Here is an 18,897-nt window from a genome sequence, read left to right on the forward strand (position 1 = left end):
GCGGGCGCTGCCGTCAGGCGAAGACGACCATCGATCCCTGGCCCAGCGCCCGGACCGCGGCGGCGTGCAGCCCGGTCCAGGCGTGCCGCTCGCGGGCGAACGGGCCGTCGTTGCCGGGCGGCGGGTAGGCCGGGCCCTCCAGCGTGGTCGGCGCGACCGGCCGCACCGGGACCGGCGGCAGCTGGTGGTCGATCCCGATGTACGGGGCCACCGCCTGCAGCTCGCGCAGCAGCCCCTGGGCGGAGCCGAGCGGCCCCCCGGCAGCCAGCAGGGCGTCGTCCACGATCGGCCGCTCGAAGTCGATCGGGACGTACGCGCCGGCGTGGTCGAAGTGCCAGACCAGGTGCGAGCCCTCGGCCGCCTCCTCGAACATCTCCAGCAGCTGCTCGTAGTCGCCGCCGAGGGCGTCCACCGGGGTCACGTCCAGGCCGGTGAGCTGCAGCAGGTAGGCGCGGCGCAGGAAGTGCAGGGAGTCGTAGTCGAAGGCGGCGATCGGCTCGACGTCGCCGCTGAGGCCCGGCATGTAGCGGAAGATGGGCACCTCGGGCAGCCCGCCAGCGGCGAGTGAGGCGTTGTAGACCGCCAGGTCCTCGGCGAACGGGTTGTCGGGGCTGTGCACGAGCACATCGACAAGCGGGACGAGCCAGATGTCACAGGCCACGGGCACTCCTGGGCGCGTAGGCACCGGTCGGGAGACGGTCGCCTCAACCCTAACGGCTGAGCCGTCGGCGGTCAGCGGCACCGGTGACGGCGGTGGCCCGGGCGCGCACGGAGCGTCACCGGACCGGCAACTGACCTACCGACCGTGACGGTCCGAGCGCCTGCCGGGGCAGCGGGACGCCGTCCGCGACGGTCCCGGCCGGGGCCTGGTCGTCGGGCCCGGCGGGCGGGTGGAAGCTGCGCAGGAAGCCGGCCACCGGGTCGTCGTCCAGGCTCTCCCCGCACAGCTCGGCCATCTGCTCCAGCGACTGCTGGTTGTAGCCCATCAGGATCCGGTGCACGCCCTGCCGGTCCCGGGCCAGCAGCCGCTCGGTCAGCGCCAGGTGGTCCGACCAGCAGAAGACGGCGACGTCGTCGCGGCCGCGCAGGTGCGGGGCGGCGAAGATCCAGTACTGGACCCGCAGCCAGTCCAGGTAGTCCGCCAGCTTGCGGTTGCCCATCAGGCCCGCCAGCTCGCCCCAGAACCGGCGGTCGCAGCCGACCAGCACGTCCAGCTGGCCGGAGACGGCCGCGCGGGCGGCGGCCTCGGCGCGGCGCTGCAACGAGGGCATCCGGCTCCAGTCGACGCTGCGGATGCCCTTGCCCAGCCGGCGGAACATGCCGTCGGTGACCAGGGTCCTGGCCTCGACCACGTCCAGGTAGTCGTCCCAGGTGAGCTGGGGGACGGTGAAGCCGCGGTTGTGCTCGCTCCAGAGCAGGTCCTGCGCGGCGAGGTCCAGCAGCGCCTCGCGCACCGGGGTGGCGGAAACGCCGTACAGCTCGGCGATCTCCTTGACGGTGAAGTGCGTCCCGGCGGCGAGCCGCCCGGCCATCATCTCCTCCCGCAGCGCGCCCGCGACCTGCTCGCGCAGGCTGCTGCGCTGCACCTGCCGTTGCAGGGCAGGGCCGGGGTCGCGGCGGCCACGCGGCACGGCGACCCTCCCGGGGTGGACGACAGAGGCGGACGTGGGGCGGACCAGGGGCGGACGGGTGGAGCAGTTGTGCGAACCGGGTGATTGCGATGAATTGACCGCAATAGCGACCCCAATGGTACGGCCCCGAAGCCCGTCTCCCAACGGGTTTTCGGGGCCGCGACCGGTCCGGACCTGTGACGGTTGTGGTCAGACGGTGTGCGCGTCCGCCAGCGTCAGCACCTCGTCCAGGATCGCCAGGCCCTCCTTGACCTCGGCGTCGCTGCTGTTGCACGGCGGCACCACGTGCAGCCGGTTCATGTTGACGAACGGCCACAGGCCGCGCTTCTTGCAGGCGGCGGCCAGCTCGGTCATGGGCGCGGCGGCGGCGCCGGCCGCGTTGTAGGCGGTGAGCGGCTCGCGGGTGGCGCGGTCCTTGACCAGCTCCAGCGCCCAGAACACGCCGAGGCCCCGGACCTCGCCGATGACCGGATGGCGCTCGGCCAGCTCGCGCAGGCCGGGGCCGATGACGTCCTCGCCGAGGCGCCGGGCGTTCTCGACGATGCCCTCCTGCGCCATGGCGTTGATCGTGGCCACGGCCGAGGCGCAGGCCAGCGGGTGCCCGGAGTAGGTCAGGCCGCCGGGGAAGGGGCGCTCGGCGAAGGTCTGCGCGATCGCCCCGCTGATGGCGACGCCGCCCAGCGGCACGTAGCCGGAGTTGACGCCCTTGGCGAAGGTCAGCAGGTCGGGCGTGACGCCCCAGTGGTCGGCGGCGAACCACGCGCCGGTCCGGCCGAAGCCGGCCATGACCTCGTCCAGGATGAAGACGATGCCGTAGCGGTCGCAGATCTCGCGGACGCCGGCCAGGTAGCCGGCCGGCGGGACCAGGATGCCGGCGGTGCCGACGACGGTCTCCAGGATGATCGCGGCGACGGTCTGCGGACCCTCGAACGCGATGGTCTCCTCCAGGTGCGCCAGCGCGCGCTCGCACTCCTGCGCCTCGTTCTCGGCGTGGAAGGGGAGCGGTAGGCGTAGGGGCCCCAGAAGTGGACGATGCCGGAGACGCCGGTCTCGTTGGCCCAGCGGCGCGGGTCGCCGGTCAGCGCGATCGCGTTGGCGGTGGCGCCGTGGTACGAGCGGTAGGTGGAGAGCACCTTCTGCCGACCGGTGTGCAGCCGGGCCATGCGGATGGCGTTCTCGTTGGCCTCGGCGCCGCCGTTGGTGAAGAAGATCTTGTCCAGGTCGCCCGGGGTGCGCTCGGCGATGAGCCGCGCGGCCTCGCTGCGGACGTCCACGGCGAAGGCCGGGGCGAAGGTGCAGAGCTTGGCGGCCTGCTCCTGGATCGCGGCGACCACCTTGGGGTGCTGGTGGCCGATGTTGGTGTTCACCAGCTGCGAGGAGAAGTCGAGGAAGCGGTTGCCCTCGTAGTCCCAGAAGTACGAGCCCGACGCGCCGGCCACGGCGAGGGGATCGATCAGGGCCTGCGCGGACCACGAGTGGAAGACGTGGGCACGGTCGGCGGCCTTGACGGCCTGCCCGGCAGCGGAGTCGACAGGGATGCTCATGAGCGCCAGCCTACGGAGGCCGCCCGAGGACGAGAATGAACACCTTGCCAGGCGATCCGGCCCTCGGGCGACACCCTGTCAGAGTCGATCACGCGCCGGTGCCGGGGGTCATGCTGTACGTCAGGAAGACCGTCCTGACGGCGTGCCGGTCGTACAGGCCGCGGGCGCGGTAGTTGTCCTCGGCGGTGTTCCAGCGCACCGCCGGCCAGCCCTGCTCGGCGCCGATCCGGTTCAGCTCCCGCAGCAGCGCGTCGGCCGCGCCGCTGCCCCGGTGGGCCGGGTCGACGTAGAGGTCGTCCAGGAAGCCGCAGGTGCCGCGCAGCAGCGAGTCGTAGGCGCGGTAGTGGGCCAGTCCGATCGGCCGGCCGTCGGCGTCGCGGGCCAGCAGGCAGCGGGACTCCCGGGCCGGGTCGTGGATCCAGGACCAGGCCCGCTCGTAGTCGGCGTCGCCGAGCGCGGTGGCGTAGAAGGCGGCGTAGCCCTCGAACAGCTCGCGCCAGCGTGCCTTGTCCTCGGCCCGGGCCGGGGTGACGGTCGGCTCGGCCATGGTCAGCCCCGTTCCAGCCGGGCGACCAGCGCGGCCTTGGCGGCCGGCCACTCGTCGGCCAGCATCGAGAAGTAGACGCTGTCGCGCCAGCTGCCGTCGGGGCGCAGCCGGTGCCGGCGGAGGGTGCCCTCGGGCCGGGCGCCGAGCCGGGCGATGGCGTTCTGCGAGCGCTGGTTGAGGTGGTCGGTCTTCCACTGGACCCGGCCCATGCCCAGGTCCTCGAAGGCGTGGGTGAGCAGCAGCAGCTTGGACTCGGTGTTGACCGGGCTGCGCCAGACCGCGCGGGCGTACCAGGTGAAGCCGATCTCCAGGCGTTCGTCCCGGGTGTCCCAGTCGAGGTAGGTGGTCCAGCCGACGGCCCGGCCGGAGGCGAGGCCGACGACGGCGAAGGCCGTGTAGGCGTCGGGCCGGGCGAGCAGGTCGGCGGCGATGGCGCGCAGCTCGTCCTCGGTGCGGGGGGTGGGGTGGCCGAGCCAGCGCCAGACCTCGTCGTCTCCGCCGCCGGCGGCGAACAGCTCGGGGACGTGGTCCGGGGTCAGCGGCTCCAGCCGGACGTGGCGGCCGGAGAGGGTGGCGGGTGCGGGTGTCTTGGCGGGCATGCCCCGACCCTAGGCACTTTTTGAACTAAGTGCAATCAATATCTGCACTAGTGCAAAAGGGGAGGATGCGGCGGCCCGGAACGCGTACGGCCCCCGCCGCGCGAGCGACGGGGGCCGTACCGGGCGAGGGGCCGGGTCAGTCCAGGAACGAGTTGATCTGGATGGTCTCGGTGCGGCCGGGACCGACGCCGACCGCCGAGATCGGCGCGCCGGACATCTCCTCCAGCGCCTTGACGTACGCCCGGGCGTTCTTGGGCAGGTCCTCGAAGGTCTGCGCCTTGGTGATGTCCTCGGACCAGCCCGGCAGGTTCTCGTAGATCGGCTTCGCGTGGTGGAAGTCGGTCTGCGAGTAGGGCAGCTCCTCCACCCGCCTGCCGTCGATCTCGTACGCCACGCACACCGGGATCTGCTCCCAGCCGGTGAGCACGTCCAGCTTGGTCAGGAAGAAGTCGGTGAGGCCGTTGACCCGGGTCGCGTAGCGGGCGATCGGGGCGTCGAACCAGCCGCAGCGGCGGTCGCGGCCGGTGGTGACCCCGCGCTCGCCGCCGATCCGGCGCAGCGCCTCGCCGTCGGCGTCCAGCAGCTCGGTCGGGAACGGGCCCGAGCCGACGCGGGTGGTGTACGCCTTGAGGATGCCGATGACCCGGTTGATCTTCGTGGGACCGATGCCGGATCCGGTGCAGGCGCCGCCCGCCGTCGGGTTGGACGAGGTGACGAAGGGGTACGTGCCGTGGTCGACGTCCAGCAGGGTGCCCTGGCCGCCCTCCATCAGCACCACCTTGTCCTGCTCCAACGCCTGGTTGAGCACCAGCGCGGTGTCCGCGACGAAGGGCCGCAGCTTGTCGGCGTAGCCCAGGTACTCGTCCACGACCAGGTCGGCCGGGACCGCGCGGCGGTTGTAGAGCTTGACCAGGATCTGGTTCTTGTCGTGCAGCGCGGCTTCGACCTTCTGCCGCAGGATGCTCTCGTCGAAGAGGTCCTGGACCCGGATGCCCACGCGGTTGATCTTGTCGGCGTAGGCCGGGCCGATGCCGCGGCCGGTGGTGCCGATCTTGCGCTTGCCGAGGAAGCGCTCGGACACCTTGTCCAGGGTCCGGTGGTACGGGGTGATCAGGTGCGCGTTGCCGGAGACCAGCAGCTTGGACGTGTCCACGCCGCGCTCCTGGAGGCCGACCAGCTCGGAGAAGAGCACGGCCGGGTCGATGACCACGCCGTTGCCGATCACCGGTGTGCAACTGGGGCTGAGGATGCCGGAGGGGAGCAGATGAAGTGCGTACTTCTGATCGCCCACGACCACCGTGTGACCGGCGTTGTTGCCGCCCTGGTAGCGGACCACGTAGTCGACCGAGCCACCGAGGAGGTCGGTGGCCTTCCCCTTGCCCTCGTCGCCCCACTGAGCGCCGACCAGCACAAGTGCGGGCACAGGCGTACACCCCTTTCGGGCGGGGCACAACAGACGGCGGGAAGGCCGCCGTTCTGGCCCCGGATAGACCAAGCCCCTGGCGCAACAGCGCAAGGGGCTCTTACACCGAGAGATTACCCGAGGAAGGACCGCGGTGTCGGCTGCGCATTCGGCGGGAGAGGCCCTTCTGGTGGTCGTGTCGCCCACGGCACTGGCCCTGGACGGGGAGTCGGTGAGGGTGGCGAGGGACGTCCTCGGCGCCGCCTTCGCGGTGAAGGCGGTGGTGCCCGGGGACCTCGCCGAGCTGGAGCGGGTGCTTTCGCGCAGGGGTCGTCGGCGACTGGTTGTGATCGGTGACGATCACGCCCTGCACCAGGTCGTTCAGCTGTTGCACCGGCACTGCGAACTGGAGGCGGGACCTGTCGGGATCATCCCGGTCGGAAAGGGCCACAAAGTGGCTCTGGCCAGGTCACTCGGGGCCGCGAGCCGCCCGGTGGAGGCCGCCAGGGCGGTCGCCCGGGGGCCGAGCGCCGGCTCGACCTGCTGGTGGACGAGGACGGCGGGGTGGTCCTCGGCGGGCTGCGGATTCCGGGCCGGGGCGTGGCCGAGCAGCCGCCCGGGCCGGGGGCCGCCGACAGGGCCGTCGCGCACGCCGGACGGACCGCTCCCGGGGCGGTCCTGGACGCCCCCGCACCAGGGGTGGAACACGGGAAGGATCCGCATGCAGCATGTTCGCCAAGGGCGAACGGAGTGGCGTCCGGACGGGCCCACGGCAGCCTCATCGGCTCCTGGTGCACCCAGCTCAGCCGCTCCGCCTGGAGCGCCGCCCGGAGCGTGGCCGGGCCGCTGCTGGCGCACGGCGGCGCACCCGGCCAGTTCCTGCGGATCGAGGCGGACGGGCGGCTGCTGGCCGACCGGGACCACCCGGTCGGGCTGATCTCGGTCCGGAACGCCTCCTCCCAGGACGCCCCGGCCGCCGGGCGCGGCCAGCGGCGCGGCCCCGGAGCCCCCAGGCAGCCCGGCCGCGGCACCGTCGCGCCCGGCGGGGCCGTCGCGCCCGGCAGCGCCGGGGCGGCCACCGGCGGGCTGATGGAGGTGCTGGTCAGCAGCCCGGGCGTGCTCGGCGGGCCGTACCGCTGCCGGGCGCAGCAGATCAGCGTGACCGGCGGGCTGTTCACCTACGAGGCCGACCACGCGGTGAGCGGCCCGGTCCGCGAGCGCACCTGGACCGTCGCGCCCGGCGCCTGGCGGCTGACCGTCCCCCAGGCCGTCCCCCCGGCGGCCTGACGCCCGTTCCTCACAGAGCCCATATCCACGGGTGGCAGACTGCATCCCATGAGCATTCACACGAACCTGCTGGGCGGGCCCGAACCCACGCTGCTTCCGGAGGACGAGCAGCCGTACCGGCTGCTGGCGGAGCAGTCCGCCTCACCGGTCCAGGTCGCGGCGGACTTCCCGACGTTCTCGCTCGCCTGGGCCATGCTCGCCGACGACGCCTTCACCGAGGACCACGTGGTCGAGTCCTACGCCTACGCCCGCACCGGCTACCACCGCGGGCTGGACGCGCTGCGCCGCGCGGGGTGGAAGGGCCACGGCCCGGTGCCCTGGGAGCACCGCGCCAACCGGGGCTTCCTGCGCTGCCTGGCCGCGCTCGCCCGCGCCGCCGAGGCGATCAAGGAGACCGACGAGGCCGAGCGCTGCTGGTCCTTCCTCAAGGACAGCAGCCCCGAGGCGTACGCCGAGCTGAAGCGCTAGCCAGGCCGGGCCGGAACGCACGGCGCCCCCGCACCCGGTGACGACGACGGGTGCGGGGGCGCTGCGCGTGGCCGCCGGTGGCTACTTCAGCCGGGTGCCGGCCGAGCGCAGGCTCTGGGTGGCCTCGACCACGCGGGCGGCCATCCCGGCCTCGGCCAGCTTGCCCCAGGTGCGCGGGTCGTAGGTGCTCTTCTTGCCGACCTCGCCGTCGACCTTCAGCACGCCGTCGTAGTTGCGGAACACGTGGTCCGCGATCGGGCGGGTGAAGGCGTACTGGGTGTCGGTGTCGAGGTTCATCTTGACCACGCCGTTCTCCAGCGCGGTGGCGATCTCCTGGGCGCTGGAGCCGGAGCCGCCGTGGAAGACGAAGTCGAACGGGTCGGTCTTGCCGTACTGCGCGCCGATGGCGTCCTGCAGCTCGCGCAGCAGCTCGGGCTTGAGCACGACGTTGCCCGGCTTGTAGACGCCGTGGACGTTGCCGAAGGAGGCGGCCAGCAGGTAGCGGCCCTTCTCGCCCAGGCCCAGCGCCTCGGCGGTGCGGACGGCGTCGTTGACCGAGGTGTAGAGGTTGTCGTTGATCTCGTGCGAGACGCCGTCCTCCTCACCGCCGGTCGGGGTGATCTCGACCTCCAGGACGATCTTGGCGGCGGCGGCCTGGGCCAGCAGCTCCTCCGCGATCTCCAGGTTGTCGTGCAGGGTCTCGGCCGAGCCGTCCCACATGTGCGACTGGAACAGCGGGTTCTCGCCGCGGGCCACGCGCTCGGCGGAGATCGCCAGCAGCGGGCGGACGTAGCCGTCCAGCTTGTCCTTGGGGCAGTGGTCGGTGTGCAGGGCGACGGTGATGTCGTACTTCACCGCGACGATGTGCGCGAACTCGGCCAGCGCGACCGCGCCGGTCACCATGTCCTTGTTGTGCTGGCCGCCCAGGAACTCCGCACCGCCGGTGGAGATCTGGATGATGCCGTCGCTCTCGGCCTCGGCGAAACCGCGCAGGGCGGCGTGCAGGGTCTGCGTGGACGTCACGTTGATGGCCGGGTAGGCGAACTTGCCTGCCTTTGCCCGGTCCAGCATCTCGCTGTAGACCTCGGGAGTTGCGATGGGCATTCGAATCCGCTCCTGTTGTCGGTGATGCGCCTACGGATACTGCTGCTACCCCGACCAGGGCCGGGCACCGGCGCCATTCTCCCATCCCCGGCCCCGGGCTTCACCTGGGCCCGGGACGGATTGCGCCTTTCACCCGCAGTCCGGTCAGACCATCTCAAAAGCTCATTACCGGCATGATCCGCCGGGAAAAGGCCGCCCTTCACAGGGGGCTGATGGCAAGGCCCGCTACCCTGCCAGGGTGACCACGTATCTCGCGTTGAACGTACTCGACGCCAACGCCCTGATCTCGCAGGTCGGCACCTGGGGCCTGCTTGCGATCATCTTCGCGGAGACCGGGCTGCTCATCGGATTCTTCCTGCCCGGCGACTCGCTGCTGGTCCTGGCGGGCGTCGCGGCGTCCAGCGCCGGACTCAAGACCCTGGGCACCCGGATGCCCCTGGACCTGCTGATGATCGGGGCGCCGGTGTGCGCCATCGCCGGGGCGCAGCTGGGCCACCTGCTCGGCGCCAAGGCCGGCCCGAAGCTGTTCAACCGGCCGGACTCGCGGCTGTTCCGGCGCGAGCACGTGGAGAAGGCCGAGGAGTACTTCCACAAGTTCGGCCCGGCCAAGGCCGTGCTGATGGCCCGGTTCATCCCGGTGGTGCGGACCTTCCTCAACCCGGTCGCGGGCACCCTGGAGATGCCCGCCGGGCAGTTCTTCGTGTGGAACGTCATCGGCGGGCTGGTCTGGACCGAGGCCATGCTGCTGATCGGCTACCAGTTCGGCGCGGCGCTCGCCCCGCTCATCGACAAGTACCTGATCCCGGCGATGGGGCTGATCGTGCTGGTCTCGATCGCCCCGATGCTGCGGGAGCTGCTGCGGAACCGCAAGAAGCAGGACGGCGGCCAGGCCGCCGCGGGCTCCGGCTCCGCGACGCCGACCGAGCCGGTCGGCGCGGCCGGTTCGGGCGGACGCCACCGCAAGAGCTGACGCCGCCGACGCCCGATCCGACCCCCGGCCCCGGCCCCGGGCGCGGCGAGCCGGCAGCCCGCGCGGGCTGCCGGCTCGAACGTTCACCGGTTCTCACCGGCTCTCACCGGCTCTCCCCGGCGGCAGTTCACAGGCCCAGGTCGGCCAGCTGGTAGGCGGCCAGGTACGGCAGGCCCTCGGCCTCGATCGCCGGGGCCGCGCCGCGCTCCACGATCACCGCGACCGCCACCACCTCGCCCCCGGCCTCGCGTACCGCCTCCACCGCGGTCAGCGGCGAACCGCCGGTGGTGGAGGTGTCCTCGACCACCAGCACCCGGCGGCCCTTGACCTCGGTGCCCTCGATCCGGCGCTGCATCCCGTGCGCCTTCTGCGCCTTGCGGACCACGAAGGCGTCCAGTCGGCTGCCGCGCGCCGCGGCGGCGTGCAGCATCGAGGTGGCGACCGGGTCGGCGCCCAGGGTGAGGCCGCCGACGGCGTCGAAGTCCAGGTCGGCGGTGAGGTCCAGCATCACCCGGCCGACCAGCGGGGCGGCGTGGCCGTCCAGGGTGACCCGGCGCAGGTCGACGTAGTAGTCGGACTCCAGGCCCGAGGACAGCGTTACCTTGCCGTGGACCACGGCCTTGGCCTTGATCTCGTCGAGAAGCTCGTCGCGGTGGTTGCTCATGAGGCACCAGTTTAGGGCCACCGCCTCAGGGCCGCCGCCAGCTCCAGGTGGTGCTCGCCTCCAACGGCTCGATACGGGTGACCAGGCGCGGAGCGGTGTTCAGGCCGTTCGGCGGGCCCGACTGCGGCTCCACGCAGATGGCGTCCGCCTGCTCGTCGAAGACCACCAGCCAGGCGCAGTCGGAGCTGATCCCCAGGCTCAGCTCGCCCTCCCAGACCAGGGTGGCGGCGACCCCCTCCGGCATGCCGAAGCAGTCGTCGCGCGGGCCCGGCAGCGGATCGATTCGGCGGCCGGTCGGCAGGTGGTCGGGGCCGCGCTCCTCCTGCCAGGCCGGGGCGAAGTCCAGCCGGGCGGCGGCTCCGCCGGCGCTCAGCCGCTTGCGGAACCAGGGGTGCCAGCCGACCTGGGCCGGGAAGGAGTCGGCGGCGGTCTCCACCGACAGCGTGGTCCGCAGCGAGTCCGGGGTCAGCTCGAACAGCTGGGTCACCCGGCCGGCGTACGGCCAGGGGGCGGCCAGGTCGTAGTAGAACGCCGCGCTCGCGGCCCCCGCCTCCGCCGTCGGCGCGGCGGCCGGGGCCCAGGCGGCGCGGACGCCGGTGCCGTGGATGGCGTGCGGCGGCATGTCGATCGGCAGCTCATGGCTGACCTGGGCGTTCCGCCAGCGGCCGTGGTCGACCCGCCCGCTCCACGGGACCATCGGGAACGAGCCGTAGCCGAAGACGTCCCCCGGCTGCGCCCCCTCGTCCTCGGCGGTCCGCAGCAGCTCGGTGCCGCCCACGCGCAGGCTGCCCAGCCGGCAGCCGTCGCCGGGCAGGACGGTCACCTGCGCCTCCCCGGCGGAGAGCAGGACCGGCGGCAGCGACGTCGTCGGGGCGGAGCGGGACACGGGACCTCCAGGCAGTGCGCCTCCGGGCGAGCGGCGGCGCGGGTACGTCGTGACGGATGCGTGGTTCGCCGATGACGGTACGCGCCCCGGCCGGGGGCGCGGCGTCGGCGTCCCGGGAGCGCCGGTACGGACGTCGGTACGGACGCCGGTACGGGGGCGCCGGGCGTGGGCCGTGCGTGAGCCGTGCGTACGGGGGTCAGCGTCTGCGCAGGGCGCGGGCCAGCAGCACCGCGCCGCCGACCAGCGCGACCCCGCCGCCGACCAGCCACGGCACCCGGCTGTACTCGGTCTCGGCGGACGGCGGCTCGCCCATCCGGCGCTCCGGCGCGCCCCAGCGGGCGGCGGCCCGGGAGCGGGCGCTGCGCGGCGGCAGGGCGGGACCGTAGCGGCCGCGCGGCGGCGCGTGGTCCACCTCCTCGGCGGAGCGGCCGACCATGCTGCGACGCAGCGCGGGCTCGTCCGGCCAGGGCTCGTCCACGCCCTGCGGGCCGGTGCCGACGGACTCCTCGATCAGGAACATGTCCGGGGAGTCGATGTCGGACAGCTCGGAGAGGTCCGACAGCTCGGAGAGGTCGGAGAGCCCGGGGAAGTCGCCGAGGTCGCCGAGGTCGGGCAGCCCGTCCAGCTCCTGGAACAGCTGCGGGTCCTGCGGGGACTCGACGTCCAGCTCCACCACGAAGGTTGCGCAGAAACGATCCAGCAGGCGGCGCGAGGCGAGCACCACGGCCTGCGGGTCGATCTCCGCTATCCGGCCCTTGCCGCTGACGGCGCAGTCGAACATGATGCGGCTGCGCTCCGCGCCCTCCTGCTCGCCCTCGCCGGTCTCGATCGGCAGCACGGCCACCCGCACCGTCCCGGCGACCTCGCCCTCGCCCACCGCCTGCTGCGCGGCGACCGACACCAGCAGCCCGGGATCGTCGCCCGCGCCGTCGGGCCCGCCCTGCGCCGGAGGGGTCGGCGGTGCGTCGTCCGGTTCGAAGCGGAGCGTGCCCCGGTAGGTGATGGAGGAGCTGCCGATGCGCAGCTTCATGCGTCCGGCCAGAACCGAGCCGTCCGGACCGGCCTCCGGACCTGCCTCTTCGGCCGGGACGAACCCCGGCAGGCAGCGGACCAGCAGTTCGGGGCGGCGCAGCGACCGGCGGACGGTGTGCGGCGACAGCGGTACCTGAACCTCATGCTCCATACCTTGGGAGCGTACAGACCTGTGGGCATGGAAGGGACGTATGAGGAGCGGTGTTTTCTGCCGTCGGCGGCGCTGCCGCCGGCCGCGCGCCGCCCGTCCGCGCCGCCCGCCTCACCCCACGCCTCACCCCGGGCGCAGCAGGGTGGACGGCGCGGCGGCGCGGGTCGGCCTGCGGGTGTCGGCGAGGACGGCCGCGAGCCGCAGCGCGGCCTGGTCCAGGCCGGGCGCCTCGGGCAGGTCGGCCGGCAGGCACAGCCGGGGCGTGCTGCGGGCGGCGAGGATGAAGCCCCAGTCGGCGGGCCCGCCGCAGTCCGGCCCGGCCGGGACGGCGTAGTCCACCGTGCGCAGGCCGACCGCGCGGACCGAGGCGTCGGCGCTCCAGAAGCTCCCGGTCACCGGCCCGGCGTGGACGGCCAGGCGCCCGCCGGGGGCCAGCAGCCGCTCGGCGAGGCCGTAGAACTCCTCGGTGTAGAACTTGCGGCCCTGGTCGAGGTCGGGATCGGGCAGGTCGGCGATGACCACGTCGTACCGCCTGCCGCGCCGGACGGCGGCCCGCAGCCAGTCGAAGGCGTCGGCGGTGCGGACCCGCACCCGGGGGTCGCTCAGCGCACGGCCGTTGAGCCGGGAGAGCACCGGGTCGGTTCGGGCCAGCCGCAGCACGGCCGGGTCCAGCTCGACCACGGTCACCTGCCGGACGTCGGCGTGTCGCAGCACCTCGCGGACGGCCAGGCCGTCGCCGCCGCCGAGCACCAGCACCCGGGCGCGCGGACCGGTCATCGCGGGCTGGACCAGCGCGGCGTGGTAGCGGGCCTGGTCGTCGCCGCAGACCGCGATCCGGCCGCCGAGGTACAGCCGCAGCTCCTCGTCCTGCTGCTGCTCACCCTGCTGCTGCTGCTCACCCTGCCGCTGCTCGGCCTGCCCCTGCTCGGCGAGCGCGGCCGGGGCCAGGGCGGCCGGGCCGGAGGGCGCCGGTGCCAGCGCGGCCGGGCCGGGGCCGCGCGGCGGGTAGCCGTCGGCGGCGGAGCGCTGCGGCGGCACCCGCTCGCTGCCCGGCCCCGGGCCCGGCCCCGGCCCTGGGCCGGTCAGCACGACCTCCTGGTAGCGGCTCTGGCTGCTGAAGCGGACCGGCGCGCCGTACAGCGCCTGCCGGGCGGCGCGCTCGAACGCCCCGGTCAGCGCGGCGGAGACGGCCAGCAGTAGCAGGACCACCCCGCACAGGCTCCACAGCAGCGGCCGCAGCCGCCGCGGCGGCTCCTCCCGGAACAGCCACAGCACGACCGCCCCGCCGGCGACGGCGTTGATCCCGCCGGTGATCAGCGCGCCCTCGGCCTGGCCCAGGCAGGGCAGCAGCAGGAACGGGAAGGCCAGACCGCCGACGAGCGCGCCCACGTAGTCGGCGGCGAACAGGTCGGCCACGGCCCGGCCGGCGTCCTGCCGCCGGATCCGCTGGATCAGCGTCATCAGCAGCGGGATCTCGGCCCCGATCAGCACGCCGATGACGGTGGCGACGGCGACCAGGGCGACCCGGTAGTGGCCGAACCAGACGAAACAGCTGTACAGCAGCAGCACCGACAGCCCGCCGACGACCGCCAGCGCGCTCTCGACCACGGCGAAGGCGGTCGCCGGGCGGCGGGTGAAGCGCTTGGCCAGCAGCGAGCCGACGCCCATGGCGAAGACCATCACCGAGAGCACCACCGACACCTGCGTCACCGAATCGCCGAGCAGGTAGCTGCCCAGCGCCACCAGTTCGAGCTCGTACACCAGTCCGCAGGCGGCGCAGACGAAGGCCGCCAGCAGCACCAGCCACCGGGCGGCCCGACCGCCGACGGCCTGGGTGACTGGGGGTGCTGCGGTTTGGCTGATCACATATAAACGCTAGGCGACGTCAGGTCACCAGCCCTTCCCCCGATGGGCTGAGCCGACGTCGCACGGTATTGACCCGTCGCTCAGGCGCGCTATTTGTCCGAACGTCCGCACGGCACTTCCGGAACCAGGTCGGCCATGTCTCAACCGCGCTCCGCTTCGCCTTCCCGGAGCCTGAGCGAGGACCGGGTGCACACCAGTCGCCCCTCCTGCGGATAGGCGTGCCAGGTGCGCCAGAACACCTCCCGCTCACCGCCGCCCGCGAGCAGTGCGGTGAAGGCATTCGGATCCCCGGGGAAGACCCCGGCCAGACCGTGCGGATGGTTCTCGACCAGGGCCAGGAGTTCCTGCGCGCGCCGCGCGAAGCCCTCCTCCTGGAACGATTCCACCTGGGCGGCGAATTCGTACTCCCAGCCGTGGACGCACTCGGCGACCCGGGCCGGCAGCGGGGTGCGCCGGCCGGGCAGGCAGGCGACGGTCTCCGAGCACTCCTCCTCGCCCGACCCCAGGATCACCTGGTGCGAGGCTCCGAGCAGGCGGAGTTGGAGATCGGTCGGGCCGATCCTCAGGTCCAGGACGGCGAGTGCGGGCAGCTGGCCGCCGCCGAGGCACCACGCCAGATCCCCGGCGCGGGTGTCGGTGTAAGTCGTCTGAAGCGTGGTGAGCATTCGTGGCTCCGCGTACTTGGGTCGCTCGACGGCGCCGAGGAGGGCGTCCGTCCACCGGCTGCGGGCGCAGCTGTCAGTGGACGCGACTGCCTTACGGCGGAGTGACTTTCGGGGACTCAGGAAGCAGGGAAGCACGAATAATCCGCGCTTGTTGAGCATTTACCCAACTTCCCCGCGGAGCCATCATTCCCTGGCTGATTGCCTCGCGCCCGGGCCGGGCCGTCCGCCCGTTCTGCACAGTGACATGTCAAAACAGGCCCGGAGTAGGGAAGGAACACGTCCCACCGGCCACGGCGATTCCGACGCCGCTCACTGACACATGCCGCAGGCATTGCCAGAAGGCACTATCCGTACCGAAGTTCACCCCTGCGGGGGTCACTCGCACGGTAGGCGACCGCGTCAATGCGCGGAAGCCGCGACACCCTTCCGGGTAAGTCCGGACAGCGCCCAGGCCAGCGCGTAGACGGCGGTGGCCGCGGCCATGATGGAGAAGCTCGGCGGCAGGCTGGTGAAGGTCGCGCTCAGGGCCAGCCCGATCCACATCTCCGCCACCGCCAGTCCGGCCGACAACGCCAGCCCCGGGTACGGCCGGTCGGTCAGCCGCAGCGCCGCACCGGCCGGGGCCGCCAGCAGGCCGAGCAGCAGCAGCGAGCCCACCGCCTGCGTCGCCTCCCCCGCGCAGGCGCCGACCAGCGCCAGGAAGCCCAGCCCCAGCAGCTTCACCGGCACCCCGCGCGCCGCCGCGACCGCCTCGTCCAGCGTGGCGAACAGCAGCGGACGGGCGATCAGCAGCAGCACGGCGGTGATGCCCGCCGCGATCAGGACGGCCACCAGGGTCTGCCCGCCGCTCAGCCCGAAGATCGAGCCGAACAGCACGCTGGTACCGGCGTTGCCGACGTCCGAGCCGCTGCGCGAGGTGGTGTACAGCGTCAGGAAGAAAGCGCCCAGGCCGAGGATCCAGGCGAAGGAACTGCCGATGACCACGTCGTCCGCGCGCCCCCGGCGGCCGATCCCGGCCAGCAGCAGGCCGGCGCCGACGCAGCCGACGAACAGGCCGAGCCGCAGGTCCCACCCGGCGGCCAGGGCCGCCATCGCGCCGGTGAAGGCGACATGGCTGAGCGCGTCGCCGGTGAACACCTGGGCGCGCAGCACCAGGAAGTAGCCGACCAGGCCCGAGGCCAGGGCGATGAACGTCCCTGCCAGCAGGGCGTGGTGGAAGAAGTCCTGACTCCAGACGCTCACGCGACCGCCCTCCCGGCGACGGCCCCCCGGACGCGGGCCCCACGGACGCGGGCTCCCCGCAGCCGGGTGGCGAGTTGGGCCAGCAGGTAGCCGGCGAAGGCGAAGCTGGTCACGAAGAACCCCAGCGGATAGGGCCAGTACCAGGCCGCGACCAGCCCCGCCCAGGTCACCGCGAAGCCGACGGCCAGGGTCAGCGCCAGGCTCAGCGCCGGGCGGGCGGTGAGCACCTGCGCGGTCGCCGCGGGCAGCACCAGCAGCGCGAAGACCAGCAGCGAGCCGGTGATCTGCGCGGCCTCCGCCGTCGCCGCGCCGAGCAGCAGCAGGAAGACGATCGACAGGGCCCGCACCGGCACCCCGCGCGCCGCCGCGACCTGCGGGTCCACCGAGGCGAACAGCAGCGGGCGTCCGATCAGGGCCAGCGCCGCCAACACGGCCGCGCCGACCAGCACCAGTACCAGCACCTGGTCGGCGGTGATGCCCAGGAAGCTGCCGAACAGGATCGCCTCCGGGCCGCTCAACAGCCCCTTGTAGAGCGCGATGAACAGGAAGCCACAGGCCAGCAGGAAGGTCTGGACGACGCCGGTGGCCGCCGACTCCTCCGCCCCGGCGTCCCGGCCCTCGCGCCGCAGCAGCGCGATGACCAGGGCGGCGGCCAGGCAGAAGCCGAAGTAGCCGAAGCCGGTGCTGATCCCGGCGAGGGTGGCGAAGGAGGCGCCGGGAAAGGCCACCACGCCCAGGGTGTGCCCGGCGAAGGACTGTCGGCGCAGCACCATGAACCAGCCGATGGCCCCGGCGACCAGCGCGACCACCGCGCCCGCCCGGAAGGCGTTGACCATGAACGGGAACGACCACATCTGCTGGAAGTCGGCGACCGGGTTCCAGCTGAAAAATACCTGCATGGCGTCACGCCTCCGGCTGGCCGACGACGACCAGCCGCCCGTCGGAGGTGCGCAGCACCTCGACCGGCGTTCCGTACAGGCGGCTCAGCGTGGCGGAGGTGACGACCTCCTCGGGGGAGCCGGAGACCGCGCCGCCCTCGGCGATGTACACCACCCGGTCCAGGTGGTGCAGGATCGGGTTGACGTCGTGCGCGACCATCATCACGGCCACGCCCTCCTGGTGGCAGATCCGGCCGATCAGCGCGGCGACGGCGCTCTGGTTGGGCAGGTCCAGGCTGTCCAGCGGCTCGTCCAGCAGCAGCACCGAGGGGCGGCGCACCAGCGCCTGCGCGATCAGCAGCCGCTGCTGCTCGCCGCCGGAGCACTCGCCGATCGGGCGGTGCGCGTAACCGCCCGCGCCGACCAGCTCGACCACCTCGTCGATCCGCCGGGCCTGCTCCTTGCGCCGGCGGCTGCCGGGCAGCGGCACGCCCCAGCGGTCGCCCTCCAGGCCGAGCCGGACCAGGTCCACGCCGCGGATCCGCAGCCCGGCACCGAAGGAGCGGCGCTGCGGCAGGTAGCCGACCCGGTCGCCGCCCTGGCCGGGGCGCAGCCCGAGCACCCGGACCTCCCCCTCGGCGGCGGGCTGGACCCCCAGCAGGACCTTGATCAGGGTGGACTTGCCCACCCCGTTGGGGCCCAGCACGGCGACGAACTCGCCTGCCCGGACCGAGAGGTGGACATGCGACCAGAGGGTGCGGCCGCCGACCCGGACGGCGGCGTCGCGCAGCTCCAGCACGGGGGTGGCTGCGGGGGTGGCGCTGCCGGGACCGGCAGTCTGGCTGATGGTCATCGGGCACCCGCCGCCTTCAGCGCCGCGGCGATCCCCTGCAGCTCGGTCACCTGCCACTGCTCGAAGGTGTCCCGGGCGGGGCTGAGCGTCTCGGTGACGGTGGCCACCGGTATGCCCTCCTGCCTGGCCAGGTCGACCTGGGCGATGACGTCGGGGGTGGAGTTCTGGGTGTTGTACACGTAGATCTTGATCTGCTTCTCCCGGATCTGCCGGTCGATCAGGGTCTTGTCGGCGGCGGTGGGGTCGCTGCCCTCGCTCATCGCGTCCAGGAAGGTCTCCGGGGTGATCAGCTTCAGCCCCAGGCCCTCGGCCAGCGGCGTCACGATCGACTCGGAGGCGCCGATGGGCGTGCCCGCGTAGGCCGCCCGGATGCCCGCGACGGCCTGGTTGTAGGGCGCCAGCGTCTGCGTCTCGAAGACGCTCCGGCGCTGGTCGAAGTAGCTGGCGTCGGCGGGGTCGATCCGCTTGTAGTCGGCGGTGATCCGGGCGATGACCTGCCGGACGTCGTCCGGCGAGTACCAGCGGTGCGGATTGCCGCCGGGCCGGACGCCGACCAGGTCGCCGACGTTCAGCTCGGTGCGGCCGCTGTCGGCGTTGGTGGCCAGCAGCTTGTCGGCCCAGCCGTCGTAGCCGACGCCGTTGACGATGGCCAGCTGCGCGGTGGTGAGGGTGCGGGCGTCGGCGGTGGTCGGCTCGTACGCGTGCGGGTCGGTGTCCGGGTTGCTGATGATGCTGGTGACCCGGGCGTGGGCGCCGCCGAGCTGGGCGGCGATGCTGCCCCAGAAGTTCTCCGCGGCCACCACCCGCACCACCCCGCCGCCCCCGGCCGCGTCGCCGGACGCCGCCCCGGCCGGGCCGACCGTGGCGCAGCCCGCGACCAGCCCGAGCGCCGCCACCCCGGCGGCCCCGGCCAGAGCGGTCCGGACGCGGGCGGTCCCGGCCAGGCGGCGGCGCCCTTCCGGGCGGTGCGGCGGTGCGGCAACGGTCATGGGGCGGGCTCTCCTCGGGGCCGGCGAAGCTGTACCCCACCCACGCTAGATGAAAATGATTCCCACTCCTAGCCAGATCGGGTAGATATGAAAACCATCACCATTTCGTAACCTCCCCC

At 73.1% G+C, this 18,897-nt stretch carries 18 protein-coding genes and 2 pseudogenes; 4 read left to right on the forward strand and 16 right to left on the reverse strand.

Annotated elements, in window-relative coordinates; translation table 11 throughout:
- Window positions 1–13 precede the first annotated feature (13 nt).
- The 6 genes and pseudogenes from GXW83_RS32640 to GXW83_RS32665 all read right to left on the reverse strand — a co-directional run bounded on the left by GXW83_RS32640 (window position 14) and on the right by GXW83_RS32665 (window position 5,744).
- Window positions 14–661, reverse strand: coding sequence for a hypothetical protein (locus GXW83_RS32640; RefSeq protein ID WP_182446594.1), 648 nt, complete (start codon window positions 659–661; stop codon window positions 14–16).
- A 115-nt stretch (window positions 662–776) separates the two neighbouring features.
- Entirely contained in the window at window positions 777–1,631 is an 855-nt protein-coding gene (locus GXW83_RS32645) for a GntR family transcriptional regulator (RefSeq protein ID WP_225447377.1), read from the reverse strand.
- Between the two features lie 189 nt (window positions 1,632–1,820).
- Window positions 1,821–3,175, reverse strand: a pseudogene (locus GXW83_RS32650) (aspartate aminotransferase family protein).
- 88 nt (window positions 3,176–3,263) lie between these two features.
- Window positions 3,264–3,722, reverse strand: coding sequence for a GNAT family N-acetyltransferase (locus GXW83_RS32655; RefSeq protein ID WP_182446595.1), 459 nt, complete (start codon window positions 3,720–3,722; stop codon window positions 3,264–3,266).
- A 2-nt stretch (window positions 3,723–3,724) separates the two neighbouring features.
- Entirely contained in the window at window positions 3,725–4,321 is a 597-nt protein-coding gene (locus tag GXW83_RS32660; protein ID WP_182446596.1) for a GNAT family N-acetyltransferase, read from the reverse strand.
- A 136-nt stretch (window positions 4,322–4,457) separates the two neighbouring features.
- A complete protein-coding gene (locus GXW83_RS32665; RefSeq protein ID WP_182446597.1) occupies window positions 4,458–5,744 on the reverse strand; it encodes an adenylosuccinate synthase in 1,287 nt (428 codons plus the stop codon).
- A 292-nt stretch (window positions 5,745–6,036) separates the two neighbouring features.
- On the opposite strand from GXW83_RS32665, the pseudogene GXW83_RS34990 reads away from it, so the two are divergent.
- The 3 genes and pseudogenes from GXW83_RS34990 to GXW83_RS32675 all read left to right on the forward strand — a co-directional run.
- A pseudogene (locus GXW83_RS34990) lies at window positions 6,037–6,186 on the forward strand (diacylglycerol kinase); the annotation flags it as partial.
- Window positions 6,187–6,473: 287 nt separating this feature from the next.
- A complete protein-coding gene (locus tag GXW83_RS34685) occupies window positions 6,474–7,010 on the forward strand; it encodes a hypothetical protein (protein ID WP_225447612.1) in 537 nt (178 codons plus the stop codon).
- A gap of 48 nt (window positions 7,011–7,058) precedes the next feature.
- Window positions 7,059–7,478, forward strand: a complete 420-nt coding sequence (locus tag GXW83_RS32675; RefSeq protein ID WP_182446598.1) for a DUF3151 domain-containing protein — start codon at window positions 7,059–7,061, stop codon at window positions 7,476–7,478.
- Between the two features lie 81 nt (window positions 7,479–7,559).
- On the opposite strand, the gene fbaA is transcribed toward GXW83_RS32675, so the two are convergent.
- Window positions 7,560–8,588, reverse strand: a complete 1,029-nt coding sequence (gene fbaA / locus GXW83_RS32680) for a class II fructose-bisphosphate aldolase (RefSeq protein WP_304940995.1) — start codon at window positions 8,586–8,588, stop codon at window positions 7,560–7,562.
- Between the two features lie 232 nt (window positions 8,589–8,820).
- On the opposite strand from fbaA, the gene GXW83_RS32685 reads away from it, so the two are divergent.
- Window positions 8,821–9,552: a DedA family protein gene (locus tag GXW83_RS32685; RefSeq protein WP_225447378.1), complete on the forward strand. Its 732-nt coding sequence runs from the start codon at window positions 8,821–8,823 to the stop codon at window positions 9,550–9,552.
- A gap of 127 nt (window positions 9,553–9,679) precedes the next feature.
- Here the strand turns inward: GXW83_RS32685 and pyrE are convergent, their stop codons facing one another.
- The 9 genes from pyrE to GXW83_RS32730 all read right to left on the reverse strand — a co-directional run bounded on the left by pyrE (window position 9,680) and on the right by GXW83_RS32730 (window position 18,778).
- On the reverse strand, window positions 9,680–10,216 hold the full coding sequence (gene pyrE / locus GXW83_RS32690; RefSeq protein WP_182446600.1) for an orotate phosphoribosyltransferase: 537 nt from the start codon (window positions 10,214–10,216) through the stop codon (window positions 9,680–9,682).
- Between the two features lie 25 nt (window positions 10,217–10,241).
- Window positions 10,242–11,102 (reverse strand): aldose 1-epimerase, encoded by an 861-nt coding sequence (locus GXW83_RS32695; protein WP_225447379.1) that lies wholly within the window; start codon window positions 11,100–11,102, stop codon window positions 10,242–10,244.
- A 196-nt stretch (window positions 11,103–11,298) separates the two neighbouring features.
- The gene (locus GXW83_RS32700; RefSeq protein ID WP_182446601.1) at window positions 11,299–12,285 is read right to left on the reverse strand and encodes a hypothetical protein; all 987 of its coding nucleotides are present in this window, start codon (window positions 12,283–12,285) and stop codon (window positions 11,299–11,301) included.
- 123 nt (window positions 12,286–12,408) lie between these two features.
- Window positions 12,409–14,151 (reverse strand): spermidine synthase, encoded by a 1,743-nt coding sequence (locus GXW83_RS32705; RefSeq protein ID WP_370466838.1) that lies wholly within the window; start codon window positions 14,149–14,151, stop codon window positions 12,409–12,411.
- Between the two features lie 140 nt (window positions 14,152–14,291).
- Window positions 14,292–14,816 (reverse strand): DUF2617 family protein, encoded by a 525-nt coding sequence (locus tag GXW83_RS32710; RefSeq protein ID WP_182446602.1) that lies wholly within the window; start codon window positions 14,814–14,816, stop codon window positions 14,292–14,294.
- Between the two features lie 399 nt (window positions 14,817–15,215).
- Window positions 15,216–16,058, reverse strand: coding sequence for a metal ABC transporter permease (locus GXW83_RS32715; protein ID WP_182446603.1), 843 nt, complete (start codon window positions 16,056–16,058; stop codon window positions 15,216–15,218).
- On the reverse strand, window positions 16,055–16,957 hold the full coding sequence (locus GXW83_RS32720; protein WP_182446604.1) for a metal ABC transporter permease: 903 nt from the start codon (window positions 16,955–16,957) through the stop codon (window positions 16,055–16,057). The genes GXW83_RS32715 and GXW83_RS32720 overlap by 4 nt, the downstream gene beginning before the upstream one ends.
- A gap of 4 nt (window positions 16,958–16,961) precedes the next feature.
- Window positions 16,962–17,789: a metal ABC transporter ATP-binding protein gene (locus GXW83_RS32725; protein ID WP_182446605.1), complete on the reverse strand. Its 828-nt coding sequence runs from the start codon at window positions 17,787–17,789 to the stop codon at window positions 16,962–16,964.
- The gene (locus GXW83_RS32730; protein ID WP_182446606.1) at window positions 17,786–18,778 is read right to left on the reverse strand and encodes a metal ABC transporter solute-binding protein, Zn/Mn family; all 993 of its coding nucleotides are present in this window, start codon (window positions 18,776–18,778) and stop codon (window positions 17,786–17,788) included. The genes GXW83_RS32725 and GXW83_RS32730 overlap by 4 nt, the downstream gene beginning before the upstream one ends.
- Window positions 18,779–18,897: the final 119 nt, after the last annotated feature.

The sequence above is a fragment of the Streptacidiphilus sp. PB12-B1b genome (genome assembly GCF_014084125.1).
Classification (GTDB): domain Bacteria; phylum Actinomycetota; class Actinomycetes; order Streptomycetales; family Streptomycetaceae; genus Streptacidiphilus.

What these genes read in the sequence shown, in the direction of transcription:
- GXW83_RS32660 (WP_182446596.1), bottom strand. Translation starts at nt 4,321, where the DNA reads ATGCCCGCCAAGACACCCGCACCCGCCACCCTCTCCGGCCGCCACGTC.
- GXW83_RS32655 (WP_182446595.1), bottom strand. Translation starts at nt 3,722, where the DNA reads ATGGCCGAGCCGACCGTCACCCCGGCCCGGGCCGAGGACAAGGCACGC.
- GXW83_RS32730 (WP_182446606.1), bottom strand. Translation starts at nt 18,778, where the DNA reads ATGACCGTTGCCGCACCGCCGCACCGCCCGGAAGGGCGCCGCCGCCTG.
- GXW83_RS32720 (WP_182446604.1), bottom strand. Translation starts at nt 16,957, where the DNA reads ATGCAGGTATTTTTCAGCTGGAACCCGGTCGCCGACTTCCAGCAGATG.
- pyrE (WP_182446600.1), bottom strand. Translation starts at nt 10,216, where the DNA reads ATGAGCAACCACCGCGACGAGCTTCTCGACGAGATCAAGGCCAAGGCC.
- GXW83_RS32675 (WP_182446598.1), top strand. Translation starts at nt 7,059, where the DNA reads ATGAGCATTCACACGAACCTGCTGGGCGGGCCCGAACCCACGCTGCTT.
- GXW83_RS32725 (WP_182446605.1), bottom strand. Translation starts at nt 17,789, where the DNA reads ATGACCATCAGCCAGACTGCCGGTCCCGGCAGCGCCACCCCCGCAGCC.
- GXW83_RS32700 (WP_182446601.1), bottom strand. Translation starts at nt 12,285, where the DNA reads ATGGAGCATGAGGTTCAGGTACCGCTGTCGCCGCACACCGTCCGCCGG.
- GXW83_RS32710 (WP_182446602.1), bottom strand. Translation starts at nt 14,816, where the DNA reads ATGCTCACCACGCTTCAGACGACTTACACCGACACCCGCGCCGGGGAT.